This window comes from Variovorax pasteuri, assembly GCF_051216435.1.
Classification (GTDB): domain Bacteria; phylum Pseudomonadota; class Gammaproteobacteria; order Burkholderiales; family Burkholderiaceae_C; genus Variovorax.
On sequence record NZ_JBPJZS010000002.1, the window covers coordinates 1,170,858 to 1,197,214 of the forward strand.

Sequence of the window (26,357 nt, forward strand, 5' to 3'; positions counted from 1 at the left end):
TCAGGCACGTCGGGCCTTGCAAACTCCGCCGTTCTTTTTTTCGCGATGCGAGTCCCCGATGGCGCACACCCTCCCGCCCCACCCCCTCCAGACCTCCTGCGAACCGCACCTCGCCAAGGCTTTGGCCGTGCTGGACGCGCTCGGCCCCGAAGGCATCGAAACCCTGCGCCGTCCCATGGGCGTGCTCGTGTACCGGCTGGGCAAGCTGCTCTGTGCCGCCGAAGCGCCCACCCTGCCGGTCGGCGCGCTGCTCGAACAGGACCTGGAGGCCAGCCTGCAAATCTATCCCGCGCTGCAATGGCAGGAGGCCGGCTTGCGCAAGGCAGCGGGCGTGCTCACGCAGGTGCTGGCCGACCTGGGCCGCCACTGCATCGCAGCCAGCGCCGTCGCCGACGCCACGGCCATGCAAGGCCACGACGAGGCACGCAACACCTGGGGCCGGCCGCTGCCCTTCCTGCCGCTGTATCGCGCGCTCGGTGCCTTCGCCGTGGCCTTTCCGGTGCGCCCCGACTCGCGCTGCTACGAGATGCAGCCCGGCGAGGAATCCGCGGTGCATGCCGGCGGCGACGACAAGCCCAAGGTGCGCAGCGACGCGCATCGCAGCTTCGCCACGCTGCTGGACGCCTGCGAGTACCAGGTGGGCTTCTGGCAGGCGCCCTTCAAGTCGGAGCTGGCCTTTGCCGTCAACGGCATGCCGCTCATCGGCAACCCGGCCCCCAGGCCGGCGCGCAAGGGCGACTGCCATTGGCGCAAGCCCAAGGGCAGCCTCTCCGCCGACCTGGTGGTCGTGCCGCCGGGCCACGCGTCGCCGAGCGCGGCGCAGGTGACGCACGCCGTGGAGCTGAAGCTCACGCCCGACTCGCTGGGACTCAACCAGAGCCAGGCCCTCGTCGAAATGTTCGGCCGCGACCGGTTCCACGTGCTCTACGCGCCCGGCATGCGCGGCCGCGACCATCTGCCCGCACCCGAGCTGCAGCGCTGGATCGACGCCCTGCGCACCAACGCCGGCGCCACGGCCACGGTGCCTGCGAGCGATGCGTCGGGCCCGTCGCAACCGCCCGCCACCTGGCGGCTGGCCATGCACGCCTCGGCCTACTTTCAGGTGCGCTCCAAGGCCGACGCGGGCCGGCTGGCCTTGCTCATTCCGCAGCTGCACGAGGAGTTCCAGGCGCTCACCGGCCACGCGCTGACCCGCTACATGGGCCTGCGCAGCGGCGCCGTCGCGCGCAGGGCGCACACGCAGGCCGACATCGAAACCCACTTCCTCAAGCATGCCGACGACACCGTCTCGCTCGAAGCCTTCGACGCCCCGACGAAGGAAAGCTCGTCGCAGTTCGAGTTCCAGGCGCTCGCGCAGTGCCGCCGCGCGCGCCTTGCCAAGGCCGCGCCCGGCCTGGACTACCTCGCACTGCACTTTCCGCTGGCGTTCTGGACGGCGCGCAAGGACGAACTGCGCGCCTGGTGGCTGGACGCATTGCAACGGTTGCAGCCCGTGCAGGCCTACATGGGCCTGGGCATCGGGCGCCCGCCGGTGCTGGAGCGCTATGCGTTCCAGCAGGTGGCCGAGTTCGCCCTGGCGCAACGGTTTCTCGGGCTCGACGTGGACAAGCCCTTCTTCATGCGCTCCAGCAGGTCCGACGGCATGAGCCTGGAGGGCGGCATGCGCACGCCCAGCTTCGGGGTGCTGGTGTGCGGCGACCACGCCACCACGCTGGGGGGCGTGAATGCCTTGCAAGGCCGGCTGGGCCAGGTGCCGGGCCTGCGCGTGCAGCCGTGCATGGAAGCCCGGGGCCTGTGGATCGAGGCCGGCGACGCTCCTGCGCTGCACCCGATCGAACAAGGGGTGCCCGCGCCCCTGCGCGCACTGGCCGAAGCGCTGAAGCCGGTGCGCCTGCCAAGGCTCTGGCTGGTGAGCCATCCGCCCAACACGGCGCGCGAGGACATGTTCACGCCAGCCACGTCGGCGCGCTGGCTGCGGCGCTTCGATACCGACAGCGACTGGGCCGCCGTCGGCCCCGCACCAGGCCCTACAGCAGGTCCTTGAGCTTCGCGCGCAGCCGGCTGATCGCCTGGCTGTGCAGCTGGCACACGCGCGACTGGCTCACTTCGAGAATGGCGCCTATTTCCCGCAGGTTCAGCTCTTCCTCGTAGTACAGGTTCAGCAGCAGCTGGTCGCGCTCGGGCAAGGTTGCAATCGCGTCGACCAGCTGGTGCCTGAAGCCGCTTTCCAGCAACTGCTCCAGCGGGTCGCTGCTCGCGCGTCCGTCCTTTCGCGATTCCTGCGAATGGGCGTCGAGGAAGGGGTTGTCGGCATCGTCCTTGGCGAAGTCCTCGACGTACAGCAGCTGGCAGCCCTGAATTTCCTGCAGCAGCGACTGGTACGCCTCCAGGTCCATCTTCAGCTCCTTGGCGATCTCCCCTTCGGTGGGCGAGCGCCCGAGCCGGTGGCCCAGCGCGTGAATGGCCTTCTCGACGCCACGCGCCGACTGGCGCAGCCCGCGCGAGCCCCAGTCGTTGGCACGCAGCTCGTCGAGCATGGCGCCCCGGATGCGCTGGCTGACGAAGGTCTCGAACTGCGCACCGCGGTTGTCCTGGTAGCGGCTGGACGCGTCCAGCAGGCCCAGCATGCCGGCCTGGATCAGGTCGTCCAGCTCCACGCTGGCGGGCAGCTTGGACATCATCTGCAGCGCGATGCGGCGCACCAGCGGTTGATGCTGCGCCAGCAGGTGCGATTTGTCGATGGTTCCCTGTGCGGTGTACACGGCCGTCCTTGTTCCGTTGATGGGGTGGTCGGCGCGTCAGGCGGCCTGCAGCGGCACGGCCGCACGCCACGGCCAGCGGCCCACGTCGTCGGCCAGGCGCCGGAAGTCGACCGCGGCCGCGCTGGCGGGAAAGGCCTCGGCAATGGTCTGCTTCAGCCGCCACGCGTCGGGAATGCGCGCATCGAAGCGCACCAGGCCGGCGGGCAGCAGCGACAGCGCGAGGTAGCGGCTGCCGGCATTGGCAAGGTTGTTCATGATCTGCTGCGCGCCGTCGACATCGACCACGCCGTTGATGAGAAAGCGCAGCTGCTTCAGCCCGTGCGCGTAGTGCAGGTTCTTGATGCCCGCATAGGCCGAGGTGATCGACGCCGGATGCGGCTTGAGCACCAGCAGCAGGTCGTCCGCAGCCCGCGCGAGCGGCGACAGGCGCCCCTCGCTGTCGAAGGCGGCGTCGACGATGACCACGCCTTCGGGCCACAGCGCGCGCGGGTCGGTCGTGTCCGGCGCCACGCCGGGCGGCGCGGGCAGCACGTGCACCCCGCACCCGGCCTGCACGTCGGCCCCGTCCAGCGTCAGCCGATGGCTGGCGACGTCGGCCAGGCTGCCGAGCGGATCGATCGCCCAGACCTCGCAGGCCGAGCCTTCCTTCGGGCAGTGTTCGTCCAGCAGCAGCACGCTCTTGCCCTGCTGGACCAGGGCCACGCCCAGGTTCATGGCGGCAGTGGTGCCGCCGGCGCCCTGCCCCATGCCGGCGACGGCGATCACGCGCGTGGGCTTCGGCGCCAAGAGGCGCCGCAGTCCGTCCGCCTGGTCGGCGACCAGCTTGCTCATGCGGTTCTCCTCATCGGCCCAGCGGCTCCAGCGCGCGCGGCGCCTGCACGGGCGCCGTCGATTCGGTGCCCAGCGCCTCCAGCAGCAGGAAGAGCTTGCCCACGCCGGCATACAGCGCGCTGCCGCTCATGAGCCGTCCGTTGCGCGCGGGGCGGGCCGTCAGCTGGCCCAGCAGCGTGCGCGTGCGGTCGGCCCATTCACCCTCGGCGTGCAGCAGGCGCCACACGGTGGTGGTCACCTGCCCGGCGATGAGCAGGCGCTTCATGTTGTCCGGGTCGCCCAACTCGCCGATGCCGCCCACCAGCTGCACGCCGTCGCGCAGCAGGCGGAAGCAGGGCTCGGCCTCGTTGGCCCAGCCTTGCCATTGCGCGAGCTGGCGCGCCGTCACCTCGGTGCCGATGTTCGACAGCGCGAAGCCAAGCGCCAGCACGTTGCCGGTGCGCGCGTCGAGCGTGCGGGTGGCCACGCAGCGCAGCGCGGGCATGGCGTCGCGCTCGATGCCCGCCGCCGCGGCGGCGGCGTTGAAGCGCAGCACCACGTCGACGTGCGCTTCGCATTGCAGCGCCGGCTTGCCGCGAAAGCGCACCGGCCGGCCTTCGCCGAATTCGAGATCCAGGCGGGCCAAGGTGTCGGGCGCACCGGTGCGCGAATCGATCACGGCGGTGGAGCCCGGCGCGCGCGCCAGCCAGCGCTGGCCGGCGGCCTGCCACTGCACCATGGCCTCGATGCCGGGCAGGCGCGTGAGCACATGCACCATCGTGCGGGCGCCGAAGTCCTGCTGGCGCAGCCAGGGCGCCTGGCGCGCGCCCGGCTTTCGCGCCGGGTCCTTCACGCCGCGCGTGGCGGCGGTGGCGAGCCACTGGTTCGGGGCGGCGAGCGGCAGGCCCGTGCGGTCCGACAGCAGCAGGCTGCCATGGCATTCGTAGGCGTCGCCGCCTTCGTTGGAGCGCAGGCCGATCTGGCCCGACAGCGCCAGCACGTGGGTCTCGCAACCCGCGGCCACTTCGCCGCGCGCATGCACCGCGAGGTCTTGCAGCACGGCCTTCTGGCCGATCTCGGCGTCGCCCGCCTGGCGCCAGAGGCCGCGTGCGCGATCGAAGCCGATCTGCGCACCGGACAGCGCGCCCGCGGCGGTGGCCAGCTCCTGCGCGTCGTGCGCCATGGCGCGGATCAGGTTCTGGTACTTCAGCCGCAGGCGGTCGGTCTCGCCCTGCGCCTGCACCACCTGCGCCGACGGGCCGGCGCCCGCAGGTTCTTCCTGCAGGTCGCTCTCGGCCGGCACGAACAGCGGGTTGTGCTGGCGCGGCTGGAACACGCTGTCCACCAGCTGTGCGCGGTCGGCCTGCAACAGGTTCTCGGGCACCTTCTGGCCGCTGGAGATGTAGTGCACCGGCAGGCGGTGGCGAATGACGGTGTCGATCAGCGCGCCCGGGTGCGTGGACTCGTCGACCTTGGTGAAGATGCAGCCGGTCAGCTCGTTGCCCTGGCGGTAGGCGTGCACCACCTCGTTGAGCGTGTCGCCGTGGCTGGTGGCGTTCAGCAGCAGCAGGCGCTTCACCGGGCGCGGACTCTGGCCCAGCATGGCGATCTGCTCGGGCACCGCGCGGTCGCGCTGGCTCATGCCGACGGTGTCGATCAGCACCATGTGCTTGTCGCGCAGGTCCTGCAGCACGAGGTGCAGGTCGGCCGCGTCCTTCACGGCGTACACCGGCACGTTGAGGATCTGGCCGTAGATGCGCAGTTGCTCGTAGGCGCCGATCCGGTAGCTGTCGGTGGTGACCAGCGCGAGCTTGTCGGCGCCGAAGCGCATCACGCAGCGCGCGGCCAGCTTGGCGGTGGTGGTGGTCTTGCCGACGCCGGTCGGGCCCATCAGCGCATAGACGCCGCCTTGCGCGAACAGGGCGTCTTCGTCTTCATGCACGGGCACGGCGCGGATCAGCTCGGACCGCACGTAGGCCATGCCTTCGGCGTAGCTCTGGCCGGTGGGCAGCTTCTCGAGCATGGCCTTGGACAGCTTCGCGCTGAAGCCGGCGCCGAGCAGCGTGCGCAGCAGGCGGCCGCGCACGGGGTCGCGGCGCTGCTTGTCGTTCCACACCACGCTGGCGAGCTGCTCCTCGATCATGCCGCGCATGGAGTGCAGTTCGTGGAGCACCGTGTCGGCCGGCGCGGAGGGCGCGACCGGGGCCACGGGCGCCGCGGCGACCGGTGTCAACGGCACGGCGCGCGCGACGGGAGCGACAGGGGTGACAGGGGCGACGGGTGCCACCGGTGCGACAGGCGCAACAGGCGCGGCAATCGCAACGGGCACCACAGCCGCAGGGACCGAAGGGGCTGCGGAGGCCAAGGCAGCCGCAGGCTTCACGGGCGAGGCGTCGCCCACCACCTGCTGCATCTCGCCCTCCACCATGGCGACGATCTCGACGCCCTCCGGCGCCACGCGGTGGCTGAGCACGATGGCGTCGGCGCCCAGCGCCTCGCGCACGAGTCTCAGGGCTTCGCGGCTGGTGGCCGCGACGAATTTGCGTGCGGTGGTGCGCACGTCGGTCTGCTGGGAATTCAAACGCGTCCTCCAATGGCGGCAGTGATCTTGATGGTGCGGGAGTCAGGAATCTCCGCATGCGAAAGCACCTTGAGCTGCGGCAGGCTGCGCCGCAGGAAACGCGACAGCAGCACGCGCAGCGCGTGCTGCACGACCAGCACGGGCGCAAGGCCCAGCTGTTCCTGTCGAACGATGGCGGCCTGCGCCTGGCGCAGCAGGTTGTCGGCAATGCCGGGCTCGATGCCGCTGCTGCTGGTCAGCGCCTGCTGCAGCACGCCGTCGAGCGAGCCGTCCAGGCCGATGACCTGCATCTCGGTGTCGCCCGGGAACAGTTGCTGCGTGATGGCGCGGCCCAGGGCCAGGCGGGTGAGCGTGGTCAGCTCGGTCGGGTCCTTGATGGTCGGCGCATGCTCGGCCATCACGTCCAGGATGGTGCGCATGTCGCGGATCGGCACCTCTTCGTCCAGCAGGTTCTGCAGCACCTTGTGCAGCGTGCTGAGCGACAGCACCTTGGGCACCAGGTCCTCGGTGAGCTTGGGCGCGGTCTTGGCGATCTGGTCGAGCAGCTGCTGCACTTCCTGGCGCCCGAGCAGCTCGGCGGCGTGCGTCTGGATCAGGTGGTTCAGGTGCGTGGCCATCACCGTGCAGGCATCGACCACCGTGTAGCCGTACACCTGCGCCTGCTGGCGCAGGTTGGCGTCGATCCACACCGCCGCCAGGCCGAAAGCCGGGTCGCGCGTGGGCGTGCCGGGCAGCGAGCCCGTCACCTGGCCGGGGTTGATGGCCATCCACTGGTTGGGGTAGGCCTCGCCGCGGCCGATCTCCACGTCCTTCAGGCTGATGATGTACGTGTTGGGGTTGATCTCGAGGTTGTCGCGGATGTGCACCACCGGCACCAGGAAGCCCACCTCCTGCGCGACCTTCTTGCGGATGCTCTTGATGCGGCCCAGCAGCTCGCCCTGCTGCGACTGGTCCACCAGCGGAATCAGCCGGTAGCCGACCTGCATGCCCAGCGGGTCGACCATGGCCACGTCGTCCCAGGTGGCCTCGGCCATTTCGGCCGCGGGCGACACGCTCGCGGCCTGCGCGGCGGCCGCAGCCTGCTGCGCGGCCTCCTTCGGCTTGCGCAGCAGCAGGCGGCGGCCCAGCCACACCAGGCCGCCCGCGATCAGCAGGAACGCCAGGTTCGGCATGCCGGGAATCATGCCCAGCAGGCCGACGATGCCGGCCGTGAGGAACAGCACCTGCGGGTTGGAGAAGAGCTGGCCGGTCAGCTGGCTGCCGACGTCCTCGTCGGTGGTCACGCGCGAGACGATCACGCCGGCCGCGGTGGAGATCACCAGCGCCGGAATCTGCGCCACCAGGCCGTCGCCGATGGCCAGCAGCGTGTAGGTCTTGCCGGCGGTCGAGAAGTCCAGCCCGTGCTGCAGCATGCCGACCACCAGCCCGCCGATGATGTTGATCACCATGATCAGCAGGCCCGCGATGGCGTCGCCGCGCACGAACTTGCTGGCACCGTCCATGGAACCGTAGAAGTCGGCCTCCTGCGCCACCTCGGCGCGGCGCTTGCGGGCCACTTCCTCGCCGATCAGGCCGGCGTTCAGATCGGCGTCGATGGCCATCTGCTTGCCGGGCATGGCGTCGAGCATGAAGCGCGCGCCCACCTCGGCGATGCGGCCCGCGCCCTTGGTGATCACCATGAAGTTGATCAGCACGAGGATGATGAACACCATCACGCCCACGGCGAAGTTGCCGCCCACCAGGAAGTGGCCGAAGGCCTCGATCACCTTGCCCGCGGCGTCGGGGCCGGTGTGGCCGTGCATCAGCACCACGCGCGTGGACGCCACGTTCAGCGACAGGCGCAGCAGCGTGGAGAACAGCAGCACCGCCGGGAAGGCGGCGAAGTCGAGCGCCTTCATGGTGTACATGCTCACCAGCAGCACCATCACCGACACCGCGATGTTGAAGGTGAACAGCAGGTCGAGCAGGAAGGGCGGCAGCGGCAGCACCATCATGCTCAGGATGAGGATGATGAGCACCGGGCCGGCCATGCCCTTGAACTGCGAGCCGGAGAACGCGTTCGGCGGCAGTCGCAGGAAAGTTGTCAGCGCGTTCATGCGGCTTGGGGTTCCACGGGTTGGTCTGTGTCGGTGTATTGAAGGTCTGCGGGCACCTGCAGGTCGGTCGGCGTGCGGGGCGCGTCACCGCCGTCGCTCTTCCAGCGCTTGAGCTGGTACACCCAGGCCAGCACCTCGGCCACGGCCGTGTACAGGCCCGTGGGAATCTCCTGCCCCAGCTTGGTGTGCTTGTAGAGCGAGCGTGCCAGCGGCGGTGCCTCCAGGATGGGCACGTTGTGTTCCTTGGCCATCTCGCGGATGCGCGCGGCCACCAGCTCGGTGCCCTTGGCCACCACGCGCGGCGCGCGCATGTCGCTGTCCATGTACTTCAGCGCCACGGCGAAGTGCGTCGGGTTGGTCAGCACGATGTCGGCCTTGGGCACCTCGGCCATCATCCGGCGGCGCGCCATCTGCTGCTGCTGGCGGCGGATCTGCGCCTTGATCTGCGGATCGCCTTCGCTTTCCTTGTGTTCCTGGCGCAGGTCTTCGCGCGACATGCGCAGCTTGCGGAAGTAGCTCCACAGCTGGAAGGGCACGTCGATCGCGGCCACCAGGAAGAGCGTGGCGGCGATCAGCGCGCAGTGCTTGGCCACCAGCACCACGGCGTGCGGCAGCGCGTAGTGCGCGGGCTGCGCCATGAGCGCCATCAGGGCTTCGATGTCGCCCGACACCACCCACCACGCCACCCAGCCGATCAGCACCGACTTGGCCAGCGCCTTGACCAGCTCGGCCAGCGACTGCGCGGAGAACATGCGCGCGATGCCGGCCAGCGGATTGAGCTTTTCGGCCTTGAAGGCCACCGCCTTGCCGGAGAACATCCAGCCGCCCAGCATGAGCGGCGCGACCACCGCGGCCACGACCATCATGGCGAACCAGGGGCCCACGGCCATCAGCGTCTGCATCGCCATGAGCCCGGTCTGGGCCAGCATGTGCTGCGGGTCGAAGGCGCTGGTGCGGTCGAACTGGAGGCCCAGGCGCAGCGCGCCGTTCAGGCTCTGGCTGAGCGAATCGCCGGCGAGCCACAGCCCGGCGCTGGCGGTCGCCAGCATCACGAACGTGGTGAGTTCGCGTGAACGGGCAACGTTGCCTTCCTCGCGCGCCTTCTCCAGGCGCCGCTCGGAGGCGGGTTCCGTTTTTTCGAGATCGCTTTCCTCAGACATTCATGCTCCGGATGGCGGTGGCGGAATACGCCTTGCCTAGAACCAAATTATTGAATTTGGTGGTCCGGAACAATCTGCCGATCAGGGCCCTGATCGCCCTGCTCTTCGCTTAATCAGCGCAGCCCGGCCGAGGCTGGCCGGGCGCTTCGGGGCGTCAGAAGCCCAGGCTCTCCAGCAGGTCGTCGACCTGTGCCTGGTCGGTCACCGCGTCGGGGTTGCCCGGCTTCACCTGGGGGCCGTTCTGCAGGCTGTGGGCGGCCTCGACGCGCTTCTCGGCGGGCGAGTTGTCGATGAGCACCTGGAGCAGCTGCGTCTCCACGTCGTTGACCACTTCCATCATCTTCTTGATGACCTGGCCGGTCAGATCCTGGAAGTCCTGCGCCATGAGGATTTCCATCAGCTGCGAGTTGATCTCGCTCGCGCGCTGCGGCACCTGGTGGAGGTAGCCGCGCGTGTCCAGCACCAGTTCGCGCGCATGGTCGAGCTCGATCGGGTTCTCGAACCACTTGTCCCAGCGCTGGCTCAGGCCCTTGGCGTCGGCGGCCAGCGCTTCCTGCAGCGGTTGCGCCACGTCGATGGCGTTGAGCGCCCGGTGCGCCGCGCGCTCGGTGGTCTCGGCCACGTAGCTCAGGCGGTCGCGCGCGTCCGGAATCGCCTGGGCGGCCTTGGCGACTTCCTTGTCGAGGCCCAGCTCGCGCAGGCCCTCGCGCAGCTGGCGCGTCAGCTGGCCGATGCGGCCCAGCAGTTGTTCGGCGGTGTTGGTGGAGTCCGCAGCCTCCGTCGCGATCTGGCTCATGTCACGCCGCTTCCTTGGCAAGTTTTTCGAAGATCTTGGTGATCTTTTCTTCCAGCGTGGCAGCGGTGAAGGGCTTCACCACGTAGCCGTTGGCGCCCGCCTGCGCGGCCGCCACGATGTTTTCCTTCTTGGCCTCGGCCGTCACCATCAGCACCGGCAGCTTCTTCAGCTCGGGGTCGGCGCGGATGGTCTGCAGCATGGTCAGGCCGTCCATGTTCGGCATGTTCCAGTCCGACACCACGAAGCCGAAGTTGCCCCCGCGAAGCTTCTCGATGCCGGCCGCGCCGTCCTCGGCCTCGTCGACGTTGAGGAACTCCAGCTCCTTCAGCAGGTTGCGCACGATGCGGCGCATGGTCGGGAAGTCGTCCACAACCAGGATTTTGATGCTCTTGTCGATCACGATATTTCCAACTCCAACAGGTCTTTTTTCAAACTCGGTTCGCACGTTCACCGAACGTGCGCAGATGCGCCAGAACGCGGCGGCTCACTTCACTCAGGGGGGACACGTCGTCCACCGCGCCCAGCGCGATGGCTTCGCGCGGCATGCCGAAGACCACGCAGCTCGCTTCGTCCTGGGCCAGCGTGTGGGCGCCGGCGCGCTTCATGCGCAACAGGCCCTCGGCGCCGTCCTTGCCCATGCCGGTCAGGATGATCCCGATGGCGTTCTTGCCGGCATGCTTGGCCGCGGAGTCGAACAGCACGTCGATGGACGGGCGGTGACGGTTCACCGGCGGCTCCTGGTCGAGGTGCGCCACGTAGTTGGCGCCGCTGCGCGCCAGCGACAGGTGGAAGCCGCCCGGCGCAATGTAGGCATGGCCCGGCAGCACGCGCTCGCCGTGCTCGGCTTCCTTCACGTTGATGCGGGACAGGCCGTCCAGGCGCTGCGCGAACGAACGCGTGAAGCCGGCCGGCATGTGCTGCGCGATCATCACCGCGGGCGAATCCGGCGGCAGCGGCTGCAGCACTTCGCGAATGGCCTCGGTGCCGCCGGTGGACGCACCGATGATGATGAGTTTCTCGGTGCTCAGCAGCGGGCTGCGCAGCAGCGATTCCTGCGGCGCGTCGGCACCTGCGCCATGGCCCGGGCGCGCGGTGGCGTGCCGGCTCGGCAGCAGCCGCGCACTCGCGGCCGTGCGGATCTTGCCGGCAATGAGTTCGGTGTAGTTGAGCAGCCCGTCGCGCACGCCCAGGCGCGGCTTGGTGACGAAGTCGATGGCGCCCAGCTCCAGCGCGCGCAGCGCGATTTCAGAGCCGCGCTCGGTCAGCGACGACACCATCACCACGGGCATGGGGCGCAGGCGCATGAGCTTCTCGAGAAACTCCAGCCCGTCCATGCGCGGCATTTCCACGTCGAGCGTGAGCACGTCGGGGTTGGTGACCTTGATGAGGTCGCGCGCCACCAGCGGGTCGGCCGCGGTGCCGACCACGGTCATGTCGCTCTGGCTGTTGATGATCTCGGTCATCACGCTGCGGATCAGTGCCGAGTCGTCGACGCACAGCACCTTGATTTTCTTGACGCTCACCGGTTTCCTTTGATTGCGGCCGCCGGCGCCACACGGGCGACCGGCAGGGGGGCCGTTCGTTGCGAATCGGGCGCGGTGCGCAGGCCGGTGAGCCCGCGCAGCAATTCGCCTTCCACGCTCTGTACCTGCTGAACCTCCGTCTGCGCGCGCAGCTTGCGCACGATGGCCTTGCCGGTCGAGGGCAGGAAGCACACGCGGCGCGCATGCGGTCCGCGCAGGTCCTGCGCGGCGACCTCGATGCGTTCGTCGCGCAGGTAGCGCAGCACGAAATCCGCATTGCGGTCGCCGATGTTCAGCGTCGTCATGTTGGCCAGCACGGCGCCGCCGCCGAACACCTTGGCCTGCAGCCGGTCGCGCCGCGCGCCCACGCGCACCAGCTCGCGGATGAGCACGTCCATGGCGTAGGCGCCGTAGCGCATCGATTCGGTGGCGTCGCGCCTGGGTGCGCCGGGGGCCGCTTCGCCCTCGTCGGGCAGCATGAAATGGTTCATGCCCGCCACGCCCGCTTCGCGGTCGTGCAGGCAGGCGGCCACGCACGAACCGAGCACGGTGCTCAGCACGGTGTCGCTCGAGGTCACGTAGTACTCGGACGGCAGCAGCTTCACGGCCATCAGGCCGACGTCGCGGTCGAAGTAGTGATGGGTCGCCACCGCTCCCGGCGCGCCCACATGGGTGGCGCTCATGGCAGGCCCGCGGTCCGCGCGCGCGCCAGCTCGTACACGGTCTGGCCCAGCGGGCGGAACGCCGGGTTGACGAGCGACGCATTCTCCGAATGCCCGGCGAACAGCAGGCCGCCCGGCTTGAGCAGCGGCGCGAAGCGGTCGAGCACCTTCTTCTGCGTGGGCTTGTCGAAATAGATCATCACGTTGCGGCAGAAGATCGCGTCGACCGGCTCCTTCACCGACCACGAACTGTCGAGCAGGTTGAGCCGCGAGAACTTCACCAGCGCCGCAACTTCGGGGCGCACGCGCACCTTGCCGGCATTCGCGCCCGTGCCCTTGTTGAAGAAGCGGCGCAGCCGCTCCGGCGCCAGGGCGCGCACCTGCTCGGTGGTGAACACGCCGGTGGCGGCCTTGGCCAGCACCGCGGTGTCGATGTCGGTGGCGATGATGCGCGCGGAGGCCGCCTTGTCGCCCAGCGCCTCCATCAGCGTGATGGCCAGCGAATAGGGCTCCTCCCCGGTCGATGCCGCAGCGCACCACACCGTGACCGGCTGCTGCGCGCGGCGCACATGGTCGGCCAGCGTCGGAAAATGGTGCGCCTCGCGAAAGAACGAGGTGAGGTTGGTGGTGAGCGAGTTGATGAACACCTGCCACTCGTCGCCGTCCTGGCGCTCTTCGAGCCAGTCGAGGTAGGTGGCGAACTCGGGCACCTGCAGCTCGCGCAGCCGCCGCGAGAGGCGGCTGTACACCATCTGGCGCTTCTGCTCGCCCAGGGCGATGCCGGCGCGGCGATGGATGAGCGTGCGGATCCGCGAGAAATCGCTGTCGGTAAAAAGAAACTCGGAGTTCACGGCAGCCTTGGAAATGTGGCTTTCAATGTACATAGCACCCGAGGTTTCCAATGCGCCGATCAGACGCACCAAAGCCCTGCACTTTCCGGGGCTTGGGCGCCGTCACGGTCGCGGTCACGCTCATTTCACGGCCCCGAAGCGGCAGGACCCGCGTCCTGCGACCACACCAGGGCCGACAGCTGCGCCGCGTTGACCTGCGCGGCGCTCACGAACAGCGCTTCGGACAGGCGCGAGGCCTCGCCGTTGTCCAGCTCGCAGGCCTCGGCCAGCGCCACGAAGGGGCCATAGAGCCCGCCGCGCGACAGAATGGCCTGCTGCACCGCCTCGGTGAGCTGCACCTTGCGCAGCACGCCTTCCATCGACACGCCCAGCAACTGGTCGAGGAGCGAGAACATGCCGGCCACGAACAGGTTGTCGGACTCGCCGGGCGGCAGCATGCCCTGGCCCATGAGCTCGACGAAACGCCCGCGCAGGATGGCCTTCTTCATCATGAAGGGCGAGCCCGCCTTGTTGCTGGTGGCCAGCAGCAGAGACAGCCAGCGGTACAGCGGCGAGTAGCCCAGCATCGTCACCGCGTGGCGCAGCGAATGGATCTCCACCGCCACGCCGACCGACGGCGAATTGATGTAGCGCAGCAGCCGGTAGGTCAGCGCTGCGTCGTGCTTGAGCGCGGCCTCGATGGCACGCACATCCTCGTTGCGCTGGATCATCTGCATCAGCTGCACGATGAGCAGCGACTCGGGCTGCAGCGCGTCCTCGGCCTCGCGCACCGGCGGGTTGCCGAAGGTGCCGTCGATGAACACGTTCACGCGGCGCGCGATGCAGGCCTCGTACTCGTTCCAGTTCTTCACGCGCGCGGCGATGAGCTCCACCGGCGGATGGCCCAGCAGCATTTCCTGACGCATGCGCGAGACGGTCGCCACGTCGGTGGCGTCCACCTCGAAGTGGGTGACGATGGCGCGCAGCTCGGGGTCGTCAGGCAAGGCCTGCGCGCCGCACAGCATGAAGCCGAAGCCCTGTTCGCGCAGGAACATCAGGATGGAGCGCATGTCGGCGTCCAGCAGGTCTTCCGGCCCCATGCACAGCACCACGTTGTGTGCCGGCAGCGACTGCAGCTCGCTCTGGAACAGCGCGTCGACGGCCACGTCGACGAACAGCACCTGCGGCCCCAGCAGCCAGCCCGTGTTCTCAGGGTTGAGGTGCACGGCGAGCGTGTCCATCAGCGCCTTGACGCCAGCGGCCGGCGACGCCGTGCGCGAGCCGGGCTCGTCGCCGGGCTCGCGCCACGCCATGCGGTAGCCGATGACGCGGCGTTGCGCATCGAGCAGCATTTCATAGGCCACGTGGCCGTTGGCACCGGGCTCGCTGGAAACCGGCGTGGCACCCGAGGCGCCGTTGCCGTTGCCGTTGGCGTCCCCGGAACCGGAACGTCGGAAGAAATCGAAACGCATTCAGCTGTCTCCGTCTTGTGTGGGCGTCACAGGGCGATGGCGTCGGTCCTCCGGGCAGCCGCCAGCGCGACCGCGCTCGCGGCCTGCGCGCGCTGGATGCGCGGCATGGCGCCCACGTCGATGATGAAGGCCACGCTGCCGTCGCCCAGGATGGTGGCGGCCGAGATGCCCGGCACCTTGCGGTAGTTGGTCTCCAGGTTCTTCACCACCACCTGGTGCTGGCCGAGCAGCTCGTCCACCATCAGCGCGAAGCGCGTGTCGTCGGCCTGCACGATCACCAGGATGCCCTGCGTGGGCTGGGTCTGCGCGCCGCTCACGTCGAACACGCGGTGCAGCTCGATGAGCGGCAGGTACTCGCCGCGCACCCGGATCACATGGCCGTCGGCGGTGATCGAATGAAGGTGCTCGGGCAGCGGCTGCAGCGACTCGATGACGTAGCTCAGCGGAAGAATGTAGGCCTCGGCTCCCACCTTGACCGACATGCCGTTCAGGATGGCCAGCGTGAGCGGCAGGATGATGCGCGTGGTGGTGCCCTGCCCGCCGCGCGAGTGGATCTCCACATGCCCGCCCATTTCCTGGATGTTGCGCTTGACCACGTCCATGCCCACGCCGCGCCCGGAGATGTCGGTGATCTGCTCGGCGGTGGAGAAGCCTGGCGCGAAAATCAGTTGCCACACCTCCTCGTCGGGCATGGTCTCGCTGACCGCCATGCCCTGCTGCAGGGCCTTGGCGAGGATGCGTTCGCGGTTGAGGCCGGCGCCGTCGTCGCTCACCTCGATCACGATGTTGCCGCCGTGGTGCTGCGCCGACAGCAGCAGCTGGCCGGTGGCGTCCTTGCCCTTGGCCAGGCGGACTTCGGGCGTTTCGATGCCGTGGTCCAGGCTGTTGCGCACCAGGTGCGTGAGCGGATCGACGATGCGCTCGATGAGCCCCTTGTCGAGCTCGGTTTCCTTGCCGTAGGTGTCCAGGCGCACCTGCTTGCCCAGCTTGGCGCTGACGTCGCGGATCACGCGCGGGAAGCGGCTGAACACATAGTCCATCGGCATCATGCGGATGGACATCACCGACTCCTGCAGGTCGCGCGCATTGCGCTCCAGGTGGCCCAGGCCGCTCAGGAAGCGTTCGTAGGCCACGGGGTCGAGCATGGTGGCGGCCTGCGTGAGCATCGACTGCGTGATGACGAGTTCGCCCACGAGGTTGATGAGCTGGTCGACCTTCTCGACGTCCACGCGGATGGAGCTGGACTCCTTGGCGCCGGCTGCCGCGGGGGCTGCGGCGGCGGCCTGCTTCACGGGCGCCTCGGCGACCAGGAGCGGTTCGGGCTCGGGCTCGGGTTCGGGCTGCGCCACGGCGGCGGGCGCCTCGACGGCGGCCACGGCCTGCACAGCCTCGGGCGCATCGCCGGTATCGCGCGAGATGTCGATCTGCGACTCGTCGATGACGAAGCAGCACACCGCCACGATGTCGTCCGGGTCGCAGGTGGTCTCCAGCAGGACGGTCAGCTGGTCGCTGCTGCGCGTGCGCGAGCGCACGGTACCCAGGTTGGCGAGCTCGCCGGCCAGCAGCTCGCATTCGCTGTCGGACAGGCGGGCGAAGCGGATGCGCAGCACCCCGTCTCCCGCCGCTGCTTCGGCGTCCACGGGTGCGGGCGCGGCGGCAACGGGCGCTGGCACCGGCGTGGGTGCCGGTGCAGGCGCTGGCACCGGCGTGCGCGCGGCCAGCGGCTTGGGCGCCGCGCTGCCGTCGCCGCCGTTTTCCTGTGCGAGCTGCTGGAGCACGCCGCAGATGTGCGCGACCATGTCGGGTTCCGGCTCCTTGCCGGCCTGGTAGGCGGTGAGTTGTTCTTGCAAGGCGTCCTTCGTTTCCAGAAAGGCATCGATCATCGAAGCGCTCAGGACCAGTTGCCCATGGCGGGCGCGGTCCAGCAGCGTCTCGAGCACGTGCGTGGTGTTGGTCAGGGCTGTGAAACCGAACGTCGCGGCGCCTCCCTTGATGGAGTGCGCCGCGCGGAAGATGGCGTTGAGCTGTTCGCTGTCCGGCGACTCGACATCGAGCGCCAGGAGCAGTTGCTCCATCTCCGCGAGAAGCTCGATGGCTTCGACGAAGAATGCCTGGGTGAATTGACTGAGGTCCATCTCTTGTGCTCCGGGCCTGCGCTCTCACGCCTGCCGCATGTGATTTCTTGTCGTTGTCATGGCGACGCGGGCGTCGCCTTGGGAGCGGGCGCGCCGGGCACGTTGCCCACGCGCGTGCCCACGGGTTCGGTGCTGTTCTCGTGCTCGATGCGTTCCTGCGTACGGCGGTTGAGCAGGATGATGCTGATGCGCCGGTTGATGGGGCTGCGCGGGTCGGCCTTGTCCAGGTGCATGCTGTCGGCCAGGCCGATCACGCGCAGCACCTTGCCTTCGGTCATGCCGCCGATGACCAGCTCGCGGCGCGAGGCGTTGGCGCGGTCGGCCGACAGCTCCCAGTTGCCGTACGAGCGGTCGTTGGTGTAGACGATGGCATCGGTGTGGCCCGACAGCGTGATCTTGTTGGGCAGCAGGTTCAGCGCAGGCGCCAGCTCGCGAAGAATGGCGCGCATGTGCGGCACCACGCGGGCGCTGGCCAGTTCGAACATCGGGCGGTTCTCGGTGTCCACGATCTGCAGGCGCAGGCCTTCGGTGGTGATGTCGATCAGGATCTGCGAGCGGAACTGCTGGAACACCGGGCTCTTGGCGATGAGCTCGTCGAGCTGCTTCTTCATCTCGGCCAGGCGGCTGGCGTCGGCCTCGTCCTCGCTCGTGCTCTCGGTGTTCCTGACCTCGCCCTCGACATGCATCGGGTCGGCGCCGCCGCCGGAGATCATGCTGGAGCTCAGGCTGGCCTTGTCGCCGCCGTTCATCGCCACGCGCAGCGGCATGCGGAAGTGCTCGGCAATGCCGTCGCGCTGCTTCGGGCTGGAGATGGACAGCAGCCACATCACCAGGAAGAACGCCATCATGGCCGTCATGAAGTCGGCATACGCGATCTTCCAGCCACCGCCATGGTGGCCGCCGCCGTGCGCCTTGTGCACGTGCTTGATGATGATCCTTGGCTTGCCTTCGCTCATGGTGGCTCTGTCGTTCGCTCGATGGCTGGGGTATCGGGTCGGGCGGCGCGTCAGCGCGCCTTGACTTCGCGAACGTGGTCATCCAGTTCGGAGAAGGACGGGCGTTCGGTCGAGAACAGCACCTTGCGGCCGAACTCCACGGCCAGCTGCGGCGCGTAGCCATTGAGGTTGGCCAGCAGCGTGACCTTGGCGCACTGGTAGATCTTCATGCTCTCTTCCACCTTCTGCTCGATCAGCGAGGCCAGCGGCGACACGAAGCCGTAGGCCAGCAGCACGCCCAGGAAGGTGCCGACCATGGCGTGGGCGATCAGTGCACCCATTTCGGAAGGCGGCAGGTTGGCCGAGGCCAGCGCGTGCACCACGCCCATCACGGCGGCAACGATGCCCAGCGCCGGCAGCGCGTCGCCCACGCGAGCCAGGCTGTGGCCGGGCACCATGGCCTCGTGGCGGATGGTCTCGATCTCGTGGTCCATCAGGGCCTCGATCTCGTGGGCGTCGGTGTTGCCGCTGATGACCAGGCGCAGGTAGTCGCTCAGGAACACGGTGATGCCCTCGTGCCCCAGGATGTTCGGGTAGCGCGAGAAGATCTCGCTCTGGGCCGGGTTCTCCACGTCGGACTCCAGCTTCATCATCCCTTCCTTGCGGGCCTTGGCGAGCAGCTCGTACAGGAGCGCCATCAGGTCCATGTAGAGCTGGCGGTTGTGCTTGGAGCTGCGCAGCAGGAGCGGCAGCTCCTTGATGGTCGCCTTGATGGTCTTGCCGTTGTTGCCCGCGATGAACGCGCCCAGCGCGGAGCCGCCGATCATGAGCAGCTCGATCGGCTGGAACAGGACGCCGAAGTGCCCGCCCATGAGGGCGTAGCCCCCGAACACGCAACCGATCACCACGATGTATCCAACCAGAACCAGCACGGGCTACCCCTATCGCCCTGAGGCGTCAATTCATTCAATCCCCGAACGTCCGCAAGACGGGCGCGGGGGTACTTTTTCTAGCTTGCGCCGCCGAGGTCCAACGCTGGCCCTGCGGCCACCAACCCACCGAATCCGCTCAGCCGCACTTCGGCGAGCTTGGGCTTGCGTGCCTTGCCCGCGCGCGAAGGCGGACGGCACAGGACACACACGTATCCGTTCTTGTGATCGTGCGCATGCGCCACGAAGTGGCCGCCGCACCGGCTGCAGGGGCTCAGCTGCAGCATGTCGCTGTCGAAGAAGCGCACCATCGTCTCGGCGCGGGTGAAGTCGAGCACGACCTCGCCGCCCTGCGATGAAACCTGCTCCACGTAGAGCCGGTAGGCCTTGATGAGCGCGGGCAGTTCGTTCTCGTCGGCCTCGTCCAGCATGAAGCGGTAGATGTTGTAGAACATCGACGAGTGAATGTTGGCCAGCCAGGTCATGTACCAGTCGGTCGAGAACGGCAGCAGGCCCTTGGGCGGCGAAACGCCCTTGAGTTCCTTGTACAGGCGGATCAGTCGTTCCCGGCTCAGCGACACCGCCGCTTCGAGAAACTGCAGGCGCGCGCCGAGTCCGATCAGCTCGACGGCGAGCTGCACTTCACGGACCTCGCCAAGGACGCTCTTGCGGGTGGTCATGCAGCCGCCACGCCCGCGTCGCGCATCTGGCCCTGGGCCTGGATCTGGCGCGCCGCCATCAGGATCGACATGTGAGCCTGCTGCAATGCGGGCTCCTTGCCTTCTCCCACCACCGCGAACATCGGGCGGTCGTCCAGCCTGAAGCTGCACAGCAGGAAGTTGGAAGCCGCCAGCTTCACGATCTGGCTGAGCGACATGTTCGCCAGCAGATCGGCGAGCTCGCGCCCCACGCCCAGCCGGAACATGGCTTCCGCCCTGTCCTGCTTGACCAGTTTCTGCGCGAGCAGCATATACGCAAGGTTTATTTCGCCGATTTCCTTGGAAATCACGCCACCTGCATTGAAATTACCGTTTTCCATGTCTTGTTCCATTTCCGTTCCTCAGTCCACCAAAGGTTCTAATTGACCGTGTATACATTCTATACACAAAGTTTTACACTTTGAAGTACTTTGTAAGAGATGGCGACAAAAAAAGTAGGAATCGTCCGACAAGTCCCCCGCGCTCTCCCTGTGAGAGAGGTTGGCCGGGGCAGGAAAAGGGGTACCCCGAAACATGCAACCAGTGGTTACAAACAGACATTTTCGGGAATAATTTATTCACTTCAGTTTGCGAATTAACAAAGACTATGGGCATTCGGCCATTGAATGAATTGCTGAATTTCCTATTCAGATTCCGTTCATCCGAATGTCCATGACTTTGCATTGATCGCACCTGGCTAATTCTGTTCACGGCCTTCCAGGCCGTAGATCCACGCCATGACCTCGGCCACCGCCAGGTACAACTCGGGCGGGACGTGCTGGTCGAGGTCGACCTGCATCAAGAGCTTCACGAGGTCCGCCGACGAGTGCACATACAGGCCGTGCGCGCGCGCCTCGCGCATGATCGATTCGGCCGCCACGCCGTAGCCCTTGGCCACGACGACGGGTGCCTTGGTCTTGTCGGCGTACGACAGCGCGATTGCGCTGGGCCGGTTCTCCATGGCGTCATTCAGGGCCGTGCTCATGCGGCCTCCGCCATGGCTTTTTCCGTGACCTGCAACTGCTGCAGCTGGAAGCCCGCGGCCTCGAAGCGTTTCGCGAGCTGGCCCGCGTCGCCGCGCAGCCGCTCGGTGGTGGTGGCTTCGCGCGCCGACAGGTGCGCCTGCACCGCCGCGCCCGCGAGGCTCAGCCGCAGGTCGACTTCGCCCAGGCGCGGCAGCGACAGCGACACCGTGGTCGACCAGCGGCGCTCGGCCTGCGGTGCCGAATCCGCGCCTTCGCGGGCATCGTGCCTGTCCTGTTCCTGCTCGACGGACCAGCGCATCGGCACATCGGGCCAGGCCTGGCCGCTCCAGCGGAAGGCGGCGCTGGCCAGCAGGTCGAGCTGCTGGTGCACGAGCGTGACCGCCTGCGGATGAATGACTTCGGTGCCGCGCGCGGCTTGTGCCACTGCAGCGCTCTCCGACGAACGCGCGATCTCGCCGGCGCGGTGCGCGGGCATGTCGCCGTCCAGGGCCGTGCGGGCCGTTGCGCCATCGCTCTGGCCGTAGGCGGCCTGCAGGCGCAAGGCGTCGACCGACACGGCCGATGCCGCAGGGTCCGGCGCCTGCGCCGCGCCGGGCTGTGCCGCAGCATGGGTCGAAGGCGCAGTCGCTGGTGTGTGCGGGCTGGGTGCGGCGGCGTGCGGCAGCTCACCTTGCGCCACCGCGGCAGCAGCCTGCGGTGCACCGGCCGGCAGCAGCACGTCGACGGCATCCGCCGCGGTCGCCATTGCCGTCGCCGTTGCTGTCGCTGTCGCCGCATTCACCGGGGCGGCGGCAGTCTCGGGCCGCGCAACCAACGGCCCCGCCCAACGCGCCTGGGGCTCCCGCGCCATCTGCGCCAGCGTGCGGGTGCCGGTGGCGAACTCCGCCAGGTGCGCTTCGTAGAAGAGCCCGCTGTCCGACACCGTGCGCGCCAGCGCGCCGGCCAGTGCCGCGGCGCTGGCGGGTTGCTGCCCCGATGCCAGCAGCGGCGCCGCGCCGCGCACCGGCCCCGGCTGCGCCTGCAGGTCGGCCAGCACCGCGCCGATGACGCGTGCCGCCACCGACAGCCGCGTGGCCACCGACGACGGCGCACCGCCGCCGGCATGCACCGCGCCGCCGGTCAGCGCACCCGGTATCTGCCGGTCGAGCGCGGCATTGGAAGGCAGCCGCACATCGTTGTCGACCTTGCCGACGCCCACGGCCGGGCCCGGCGCGCCGATGGTCGTCTCGCCCTTGATGCCCAGCACGTCGAGGCGCGGTGCGAGCCGTGCGGCCAGCAGTGCGTCGATCAGTCCGGCAAGTCCAGTCATGGGCGTGGCATCTCGGGTGGGGGTTCAGGCGGGCTCAGGCGAATACAGCCAGGCTCAGTGCGTCTGCCCGTAGGCGCGCCCGAGGCTCTTCTGCTTGTGGAGATGACCCATGCGGTCGATCAGGTCGTCGAGCTGCGGCTTGATCAGGCCGGAAACCTCGGCCTGGTCCGTGCGGATGCGGTCGAGCAGGCCGAGCACGCGCTCGATCTGTATCGCGTCCAGCATTTCCAGCGGCTCGATGGCGCGCAGGCGCTCGACCAGCGCCGAGCAGCGGGCCTCGAGCTCGGGCAGCTTGCCCCACTCCTTGGCCCGTGCCAGCACCAGCATCTGCGCGACGCTGGCGGCAAGCTCCTCATAACAATGAACGACCTCACTCCGGACTGCCATCTTGTTCACCTATCCCTGTTGTCTTTTAACTGTTGTCTTTTGATCAAGGCCGCGTCTCAGCCGCGGCTCCGGTCGTCGATCTCCCGCCAGGCGGAAGCGACGTTTTCGAGCAGCCGTCCTGCTTCGTCCAGTGCCTGCACATCGTTGTGCAGGTTGGCCTGGAACAGCCGCCGCGCGACGTAGTCGTACAGCGCGGACAGGTTGCCCACCAATTCATCGTCGGGCGCGGTCGTATCGAGCGCGGCCTTCAATCCGTTGTTCACGATGCCGATGGCCTTCGAGATCGAATTTCCCTTGGCTGCGATCTCGCCTGCCGCCATGTGGTGACGCGCCATGGCGATCGCGGTCGCAGCGCCATCGAACAGCATCACGATGAGCTGGTGCGGCGATGCACTCATCACGCTGGTCTCCAGGCCGACGCGCGCATAGGCGCCGGCACCGGTGCGAAGGTTGTGGGGTGTGTACATCGTCTGCTCCGGTCCCTTCGTCGACTCAGTTGCTCGAGCTCGAGCTGATGGAGTCGAACTGCTGCTTGAGGTAGGCCAAGGTGTTGTTCATGCTGTTGATCATCACGTCCAGCTGCGTGAACTGGGCCTTGTAGCGGGCGACCGTGGAGTCGACCCGCGCCTGCATGGCGTTGTACTGCTTGCTCAGGTCGTCGAGCGTCGAATTCACGCCCTTGGTCGCCGCCACCAGCACGCCGTTGGTGCCGGTCAGGTCGTCGACCACTGCGCTCAACTGCTTGCCGTAGCCGCCGGTGCTGCCTGCGGCGCTGGAAAAGAGATTGGCCACGCCGCCGAGGTTCTTGGTCGTGGCGTCATGCAGCTTGGTGGCGTCGACCGCCAGCGTGCCGTCCTTCTGGAAGGACACGCCGATTTCGCTCAGCACCTTCATCGAATTCGCGCCGGTGTCCTGCGGTGACACCAAGGTCTGACGCACGCGCGTCATCAGGTTGCGCAGCGTGGAGTCGCCCATCAACGCAGCGCCGGTCTTGGTGTCCGCGTCGTAGGCGGTCAGGGTCGAAGACGTGCTCAGCAGGCTGTTGTAGGCCTTCACCAGATCGTTGACCGCCGTCTCCACCGACGCGGTGTCGGTCGTCATCGTGACGCTGGTGGTTCCCACCTTCAGCAGGTTCAGCGTGGTGCCCTGCATGGCGCCCTGAACCGTGTTGCTGGCGCTGGTCACGGCGATGCCGTTGACCACCAGCTTGGCGTTCTGCGCCACCACGGTCTGCTGCAGGTTCTGCGTGCCCGCCGGGTCGTTGCCCAGCAGATTCTGCAGCGCCGCGTCGCCGGCAACCGACACGCGCATGCTCGATGCCTCGCCGCTCTTCGCGGACACCAGCACCAGCCGGTTGGGCGTGCCGCTGCCGTCGTTCACGATGCTCGCCGTCACGTCGCCCTTGGCGGCGTTGATGGCATCGCGGATGCCTTCGAGCGTGTTGTGGTCGGAGTCGATGTTGACCTTCATCGTCTTGCGCGCCGCGTCCTGCGTGAAGGCCGCACCGGCGTACTGCCCGGTCGTGGCGTTCAGCGAGCCGCCGCTGATGGCGCCGAAGTCGATGGTGATCGTTCCGTTGCCGATGGCCGTCTTGGCGCTGGCCTGCCCGCCGGTGATCAGAGACTGCGATTGCGCAAGTTGCGTCACGTTGACGGCGTAGCTGCTGGCAACGGCGGTGCCGTCGGTGGTGGCGCCCAGCACGTCGCTCGCCGTCACCGCGGTCTTCACGCTCTGGAAGAAGGCCGGATCAGCCAGCTTTTTCGCGGCGTTCTGCAACGTGGTGAGCGCGCTCGTGACCTGGCCGTAGGCCGACAGCTTGCTGGTGAAGCTGGTGGCGCGGGCCTGGATGTCCTTCAGCGGCAGGCTTTCCGCCGTCTGAAGTTGCGTGAGCAGGGTGCTCAGGTCCAGGTTGGAGCCGACGCCAAGGCTGCTGATGGTTGCCATGAATATTCTTCCTTCTTCGTATGCGGTTCAAGAGTTCGACAGGGAGGGCCACGCGGCCTCAGGCCTGGTGACTCACCAGGAGCCCGGGCAACTTGCCCTGCAGCACTTTGGCGATGCGGACCGCCTCTTCGGTGGGCATCTGGCGAATCAGTTCGCCGCTTTCCTTGTCGATCACCTTCACGATGAGCGTGTCGAGGTCCTTGTCGACCTCCAGATAGACGCCGACCGAGCGGCTCTCGAGCGTTGCGTTCACTTCCTTCACCGCGCTCTCGATCTGCACCGGCGATGCGGCCTCGGCCGCAGCAGGCAGCGCGGGTGCGCTGCCTGCCGCACGGCCGGCAATCACCTGCATCCACCATTGACGGTCCGCCGGGGCGGCAGCCGGTATCGACATATTCGTTCCTCGGTTGTGTTCGCTTTCCTCTGCGGCCTGGCGGGTTCCAGGCCGCAGAGGAAAACGCGCACGGAGGCGGGCTTGCTCCCGTTGCCCCTCCTGTGCGCTTTCTCTCTGTTTCGAACAGGCCGGGCCTTGCCCCTTGCGGGACCGGTCCGGCCTGTTGCCGCGCCGATTACTGCAGGAGCGACAGCACGCCTTGCGTGGTCGAGTTGGCTTGCTTGAGCACCGAGGTGCCGGCTTGCTGCAGGATCTGCGCGCGGGTCATGTTCGACACTTCCGTTGCGTAGTCGGCGTCTTCGATGCGCGAACGCGACGACGACAGGTTGGTCACCGTGGTGCCCAGGTTGGAGATCACCGAGTCGAAACGGTTTTGCACCGCACCCAGCGAGCTGCGCAGGTCGTCGACGCGCTTCAGGGCGGCGTCGATGGCGGCCAGGGGCGTTGCCGTGGCAGCAGAGCCGGCGGCGGCATCGGTGTCGTAGGCAGCCTTGGCGGCGGCCATGGACGTTGCGTCTGCAAAGATCGTGGTGTTGGTCACGGCGCCGGTGGCAGGGTCGACGTCGCCGGCGGTCAGCTTGTACGAGTTGCCCGAAGCGTCGGTCACTGCGTAGTTGGCGTACGTGTCGGTGGAAGCGGTGTAGGCACCGTAGCCTTGCAGCTTCAGGCCGCCGGTAGGCAGCGCGGCGCCGGTCACGCCGGTCAGGTCGGCGGGAGCCGACGTCGTGACGCCTGCCGTGGTCGTCGAGAACGACGACACCACCGACGATGCGCCGACGTTGAAGCCGCCCAGGCCCAGCGAGGCCTTGTCGATCTTCTTCAGGTCGATGCTGATGGTTTCGCCGTCGTTGGCGCCGACCTGGATGCTCAGCGTCTTGTTGGCCGACAGGACCTTCACGCCGTTGAAGTCGGTTTGAGCCGAGGTGCGGTCGATTTCGTCCAGACGCTGGGTGATTTCGTCCTGGATCGACTTCAGGTCGGAAGACGAGTTCGAACCGTTGGAGGCTTGCACCGTCAGTTCGCGGATGCGTTGCAGGTTGTTGTTGACTTCGGTCAGCGCGCCTTCCGTGGTTTGCGCCAGCGAGATGCCGTCATTGGCATTGCGCTGTGCAACCGTCAGGCCCTTGATGTTGGCCGTGAAGCGGTTGGCGATGGCCTGGCCCGCAGCGTCGTCCTTGGCGCTGTTGATGCGCAAGCCCGACGACAGGCGCTGGATCGCCGTGTTCAGCGACGATTGCGACTTGTTGAGGTTGTTCTGCGTGAGCAGCGAGAGGCTGTTCGTGTTGATGACTTGCGCCATGATGGACTCCTGATTGACAAAGGTTGTATGACTCCGGCCATCGGCCGTAACGCTGGACCCGCTTCCGTTGAGAGACTCAAGCCATCGTTGATTTAGTTATCGGCGACCGCCTTCAAACCTTTAGGGCCGGGCACAAAAAAGTTGCACAAGCCCGTCCGAGCCACCCACCCAAGCATTCAAGCCTGCAGATTCATCACCTCCTGATAGGCGCTCACCAGGCGGTTGCGCACCTGCAGACCGGTCTGGAACGCCACGTTGGCCTTCTGCAGGTCGACCATCACGTCGTTGAGCGCCACGCCGGGCTTGCCCAGTTCGAACGACTCGGCCTGCGCGTAGGCGCTTTGCTGCGCGCCGCTGATGTTGGCGAGCGAGCGCTTCAGCTCGGCGGCAAAGCCGCCGGCCTCCGCGGGGGCTGCCGCACCGGAGGACGGGCCGATGCCGGTGTTGAGCGCGGTGACGCGCATCTGCTGCAAGACGGATTCGATGGCGCTGATCGACATGGGATCTCTTCTTCCTGTGTGAACACTTCTGCGTGACTTGACAAGGAGGACACACGGTCCTCCGGCTGGCCTGCAGCGTATCAAGGGAAGACCCCGATTCAAGCGCGCAACTGAGGGCGAAAACCCCGGCTGTTCGGGCATTCGAATT

General features: G+C 67.7%; 25 protein-coding genes. 1 reads left to right on the top strand and 24 read right to left on the bottom strand.

What is annotated here, in order from left to right; genetic code table 11:
* Positions 1-58: 58 nt before the first annotated feature.
* Entirely contained in the window at positions 59-2,044 is a 1,986-nt protein-coding gene (locus ACSFBM_RS12590; protein ID WP_435484640.1) for a type VI immunity family protein, read from the top strand.
* On the opposite strand, the gene ACSFBM_RS12595 is transcribed toward ACSFBM_RS12590, so the two are convergent.
* From ACSFBM_RS12595 to fliE, 24 genes are all read right to left on the bottom strand, one after another.
* Positions 2,028-2,762, bottom strand: a complete 735-nt coding sequence (locus ACSFBM_RS12595) for an RNA polymerase sigma factor FliA (RefSeq protein ID WP_435436214.1) — start codon at positions 2,760-2,762, stop codon at positions 2,028-2,030. The genes ACSFBM_RS12590 and ACSFBM_RS12595 overlap by 17 nt on opposite strands.
* A 36-nt stretch (positions 2,763-2,798) precedes the next feature.
* Entirely contained in the window at positions 2,799-3,593 is a 795-nt protein-coding gene (locus tag ACSFBM_RS12600; protein ID WP_435484641.1) for a MinD/ParA family ATP-binding protein, read from the bottom strand.
* 10 nt (positions 3,594-3,603) lie between these two features.
* Positions 3,604-6,153, bottom strand: a complete 2,550-nt coding sequence (gene flhF, locus ACSFBM_RS12605; protein WP_435484642.1) for a flagellar biosynthesis GTPase FlhF — start codon at positions 6,151-6,153, stop codon at positions 3,604-3,606.
* On the bottom strand, positions 6,150-8,249 hold the full coding sequence (gene flhA / locus ACSFBM_RS12610) for a flagellar biosynthesis protein FlhA (protein ID WP_435436211.1): 2,100 nt from the start codon (positions 8,247-8,249) through the stop codon (positions 6,150-6,152). Before flhA ends, flhF begins: the two co-directional genes overlap by 4 nt.
* Positions 8,246-9,409 carry a flagellar biosynthesis protein FlhB gene (gene flhB, locus ACSFBM_RS12615; RefSeq protein WP_435484643.1) on the bottom strand — a complete coding sequence of 388 codons (1,164 nt, stop codon included), beginning with the start codon at positions 9,407-9,409 and terminating at the stop codon, positions 8,246-8,248. The genes flhA and flhB overlap by 4 nt, the downstream gene beginning before the upstream one ends.
* A gap of 154 nt (positions 9,410-9,563) precedes the next feature.
* Positions 9,564-10,205 carry a protein phosphatase CheZ gene (gene cheZ, locus ACSFBM_RS12620; RefSeq protein ID WP_435436209.1) on the bottom strand — a complete coding sequence of 214 codons (642 nt, stop codon included), beginning with the start codon at positions 10,203-10,205 and terminating at the stop codon, positions 9,564-9,566.
* Position 10,206: 1 nt separating this feature from the next.
* Positions 10,207-10,602 carry a chemotaxis response regulator CheY gene (gene cheY, locus ACSFBM_RS12625; protein WP_172839779.1) on the bottom strand — a complete coding sequence of 132 codons (396 nt, stop codon included), beginning with the start codon at positions 10,600-10,602 and terminating at the stop codon, positions 10,207-10,209.
* Between the two features lie 31 nt (positions 10,603-10,633).
* Positions 10,634-11,668, bottom strand: a complete 1,035-nt coding sequence (locus ACSFBM_RS12630; protein WP_435484798.1) for a protein-glutamate methylesterase/protein-glutamine glutaminase — start codon at positions 11,666-11,668, stop codon at positions 10,634-10,636.
* 56 nt (positions 11,669-11,724) lie between these two features.
* Positions 11,725-12,411 carry a chemoreceptor glutamine deamidase CheD gene (gene cheD / locus ACSFBM_RS12635; RefSeq protein ID WP_435484644.1) on the bottom strand — a complete coding sequence of 229 codons (687 nt, stop codon included), beginning with the start codon at positions 12,409-12,411 and terminating at the stop codon, positions 11,725-11,727.
* The gene (locus ACSFBM_RS12640; protein ID WP_435484645.1) at positions 12,408-13,274 is read right to left on the bottom strand and encodes a CheR family methyltransferase; all 867 of its coding nucleotides are present in this window, start codon (positions 13,272-13,274) and stop codon (positions 12,408-12,410) included. Before ACSFBM_RS12640 ends, cheD begins: the two co-directional genes overlap by 4 nt.
* Before the next feature lie 92 nt (positions 13,275-13,366).
* Positions 13,367-14,692 carry an EAL and HDOD domain-containing protein gene (locus ACSFBM_RS12645; RefSeq protein ID WP_435484646.1) on the bottom strand — a complete coding sequence of 442 codons (1,326 nt, stop codon included), beginning with the start codon at positions 14,690-14,692 and terminating at the stop codon, positions 13,367-13,369.
* 26 nt (positions 14,693-14,718) lie between these two features.
* On the bottom strand, positions 14,719-16,827 hold the full coding sequence (cheA, locus tag ACSFBM_RS12650) for a chemotaxis protein CheA (RefSeq protein ID WP_435484647.1): 2,109 nt from the start codon (positions 16,825-16,827) through the stop codon (positions 14,719-14,721).
* Between the two features lie 56 nt (positions 16,828-16,883).
* A complete protein-coding gene (motB, locus tag ACSFBM_RS12655; RefSeq protein WP_435484648.1) occupies positions 16,884-17,783 on the bottom strand; it encodes a flagellar motor protein MotB in 900 nt (299 codons plus the stop codon).
* 50 nt (positions 17,784-17,833) lie between these two features.
* Positions 17,834-18,694, bottom strand: a complete 861-nt coding sequence (gene motA / locus ACSFBM_RS12660) for a flagellar motor stator protein MotA (protein ID WP_435436202.1) — start codon at positions 18,692-18,694, stop codon at positions 17,834-17,836.
* A gap of 77 nt (positions 18,695-18,771) precedes the next feature.
* A complete protein-coding gene (flhC, locus tag ACSFBM_RS12665; RefSeq protein WP_435484649.1) occupies positions 18,772-19,371 on the bottom strand; it encodes a flagellar transcriptional regulator FlhC in 600 nt (199 codons plus the stop codon).
* Positions 19,368-19,730: a flagellar transcriptional regulator FlhD gene (flhD, locus tag ACSFBM_RS12670; RefSeq protein WP_435436200.1), complete on the bottom strand. Its 363-nt coding sequence runs from the start codon at positions 19,728-19,730 to the stop codon at positions 19,368-19,370. The genes flhC and flhD overlap by 4 nt, the downstream gene beginning before the upstream one ends.
* A 356-nt stretch (positions 19,731-20,086) precedes the next feature.
* Entirely contained in the window at positions 20,087-20,374 is a 288-nt protein-coding gene (locus ACSFBM_RS12675; RefSeq protein WP_435436199.1) for an EscU/YscU/HrcU family type III secretion system export apparatus switch protein, read from the bottom strand.
* Positions 20,371-21,684 (bottom strand): flagellar hook-length control protein FliK, encoded by a 1,314-nt coding sequence (gene fliK / locus ACSFBM_RS12680; protein ID WP_435484650.1) that lies wholly within the window; start codon positions 21,682-21,684, stop codon positions 20,371-20,373. Before fliK ends, ACSFBM_RS12675 begins: the two co-directional genes overlap by 4 nt.
* Before the next feature lie 54 nt (positions 21,685-21,738).
* On the bottom strand, positions 21,739-22,071 hold the full coding sequence (locus tag ACSFBM_RS12685; RefSeq protein ID WP_435484651.1) for a flagellar protein FliT: 333 nt from the start codon (positions 22,069-22,071) through the stop codon (positions 21,739-21,741).
* A 56-nt stretch (positions 22,072-22,127) separates the two neighbouring features.
* The gene (gene fliS, locus ACSFBM_RS12690; RefSeq protein ID WP_435484652.1) at positions 22,128-22,538 is read right to left on the bottom strand and encodes a flagellar export chaperone FliS; all 411 of its coding nucleotides are present in this window, start codon (positions 22,536-22,538) and stop codon (positions 22,128-22,130) included.
* A gap of 25 nt (positions 22,539-22,563) precedes the next feature.
* Positions 22,564-24,015 (bottom strand): flagellar filament capping protein FliD, encoded by a 1,452-nt coding sequence (gene fliD, locus ACSFBM_RS12695; protein WP_435484653.1) that lies wholly within the window; start codon positions 24,013-24,015, stop codon positions 22,564-22,566.
* Between the two features lie 58 nt (positions 24,016-24,073).
* The gene (locus ACSFBM_RS12700; protein WP_435484654.1) at positions 24,074-24,409 is read right to left on the bottom strand and encodes a flagellar protein FlaG; all 336 of its coding nucleotides are present in this window, start codon (positions 24,407-24,409) and stop codon (positions 24,074-24,076) included.
* Between the two features lie 175 nt (positions 24,410-24,584).
* Positions 24,585-25,709, bottom strand: coding sequence for a FliC/FljB family flagellin (locus ACSFBM_RS12705; protein WP_435484655.1), 1,125 nt, complete (start codon positions 25,707-25,709; stop codon positions 24,585-24,587).
* A gap of 176 nt (positions 25,710-25,885) precedes the next feature.
* Complete coding sequence (gene fliE, locus ACSFBM_RS12710; protein WP_435484656.1) at positions 25,886-26,209, bottom strand: flagellar hook-basal body complex protein FliE; 324 nt, start codon at positions 26,207-26,209, stop codon at positions 25,886-25,888.
* Positions 26,210-26,357: the final 148 nt, after the last annotated feature.

Coding starts and splice junctions, on each gene's coding strand:
- ACSFBM_RS12590 (WP_435484640.1), top strand. CDS start 59: ATGGCGCACACCCTCCCGCCCCACCCCCTCCAGACCTCCTGCGAACCG.
- ACSFBM_RS12600 (WP_435484641.1), bottom strand. CDS start 3,593: ATGAGCAAGCTGGTCGCCGACCAGGCGGACGGACTGCGGCGCCTCTTG.
- flhA (WP_435436211.1), bottom strand. CDS start 8,249: ATGAACGCGCTGACAACTTTCCTGCGACTGCCGCCGAACGCGTTCTCC.
- flhB (WP_435484643.1), bottom strand. CDS start 9,409: ATGTCTGAGGAAAGCGATCTCGAAAAAACGGAACCCGCCTCCGAGCGG.
- cheZ (WP_435436209.1), bottom strand. CDS start 10,205: ATGAGCCAGATCGCGACGGAGGCTGCGGACTCCACCAACACCGCCGAA.
- ACSFBM_RS12630 (WP_435484798.1), bottom strand. CDS start 11,668: ATGACCGAGATCATCAACAGCCAGAGCGACATGACCGTGGTCGGCACC.
- cheD (WP_435484644.1), bottom strand. CDS start 12,411: ATGAGCGCCACCCATGTGGGCGCGCCGGGAGCGGTGGCGACCCATCAC.
- ACSFBM_RS12640 (WP_435484645.1), bottom strand. CDS start 13,274: ATGTACATTGAAAGCCACATTTCCAAGGCTGCCGTGAACTCCGAGTTT.
- ACSFBM_RS12645 (WP_435484646.1), bottom strand. CDS start 14,692: ATGCGTTTCGATTTCTTCCGACGTTCCGGTTCCGGGGACGCCAACGGC.
- cheA (WP_435484647.1), bottom strand. CDS start 16,827: ATGGACCTCAGTCAATTCACCCAGGCATTCTTCGTCGAAGCCATCGAG.
- motB (WP_435484648.1), bottom strand. CDS start 17,783: ATGAGCGAAGGCAAGCCAAGGATCATCATCAAGCACGTGCACAAGGCG.
- flhC (WP_435484649.1), bottom strand. CDS start 19,371: ATGACCACCCGCAAGAGCGTCCTTGGCGAGGTCCGTGAAGTGCAGCTC.
- flhD (WP_435436200.1), bottom strand. CDS start 19,730: ATGGAAAACGGTAATTTCAATGCAGGTGGCGTGATTTCCAAGGAAATC.
- ACSFBM_RS12675 (WP_435436199.1), bottom strand. CDS start 20,374: ATGAGCACGGCCCTGAATGACGCCATGGAGAACCGGCCCAGCGCAATC.
- fliK (WP_435484650.1), bottom strand. CDS start 21,684: ATGACTGGACTTGCCGGACTGATCGACGCACTGCTGGCCGCACGGCTC.
- ACSFBM_RS12685 (WP_435484651.1), bottom strand. CDS start 22,071: ATGGCAGTCCGGAGTGAGGTCGTTCATTGTTATGAGGAGCTTGCCGCC.
- fliS (WP_435484652.1), bottom strand. CDS start 22,538: ATGTACACACCCCACAACCTTCGCACCGGTGCCGGCGCCTATGCGCGC.
- fliD (WP_435484653.1), bottom strand. CDS start 24,015: ATGGCAACCATCAGCAGCCTTGGCGTCGGCTCCAACCTGGACCTGAGC.
- ACSFBM_RS12700 (WP_435484654.1), bottom strand. CDS start 24,409: ATGTCGATACCGGCTGCCGCCCCGGCGGACCGTCAATGGTGGATGCAG.
- ACSFBM_RS12705 (WP_435484655.1), bottom strand. CDS start 25,709: ATGGCGCAAGTCATCAACACGAACAGCCTCTCGCTGCTCACGCAGAAC.
- fliE (WP_435484656.1), bottom strand. CDS start 26,209: ATGTCGATCAGCGCCATCGAATCCGTCTTGCAGCAGATGCGCGTCACC.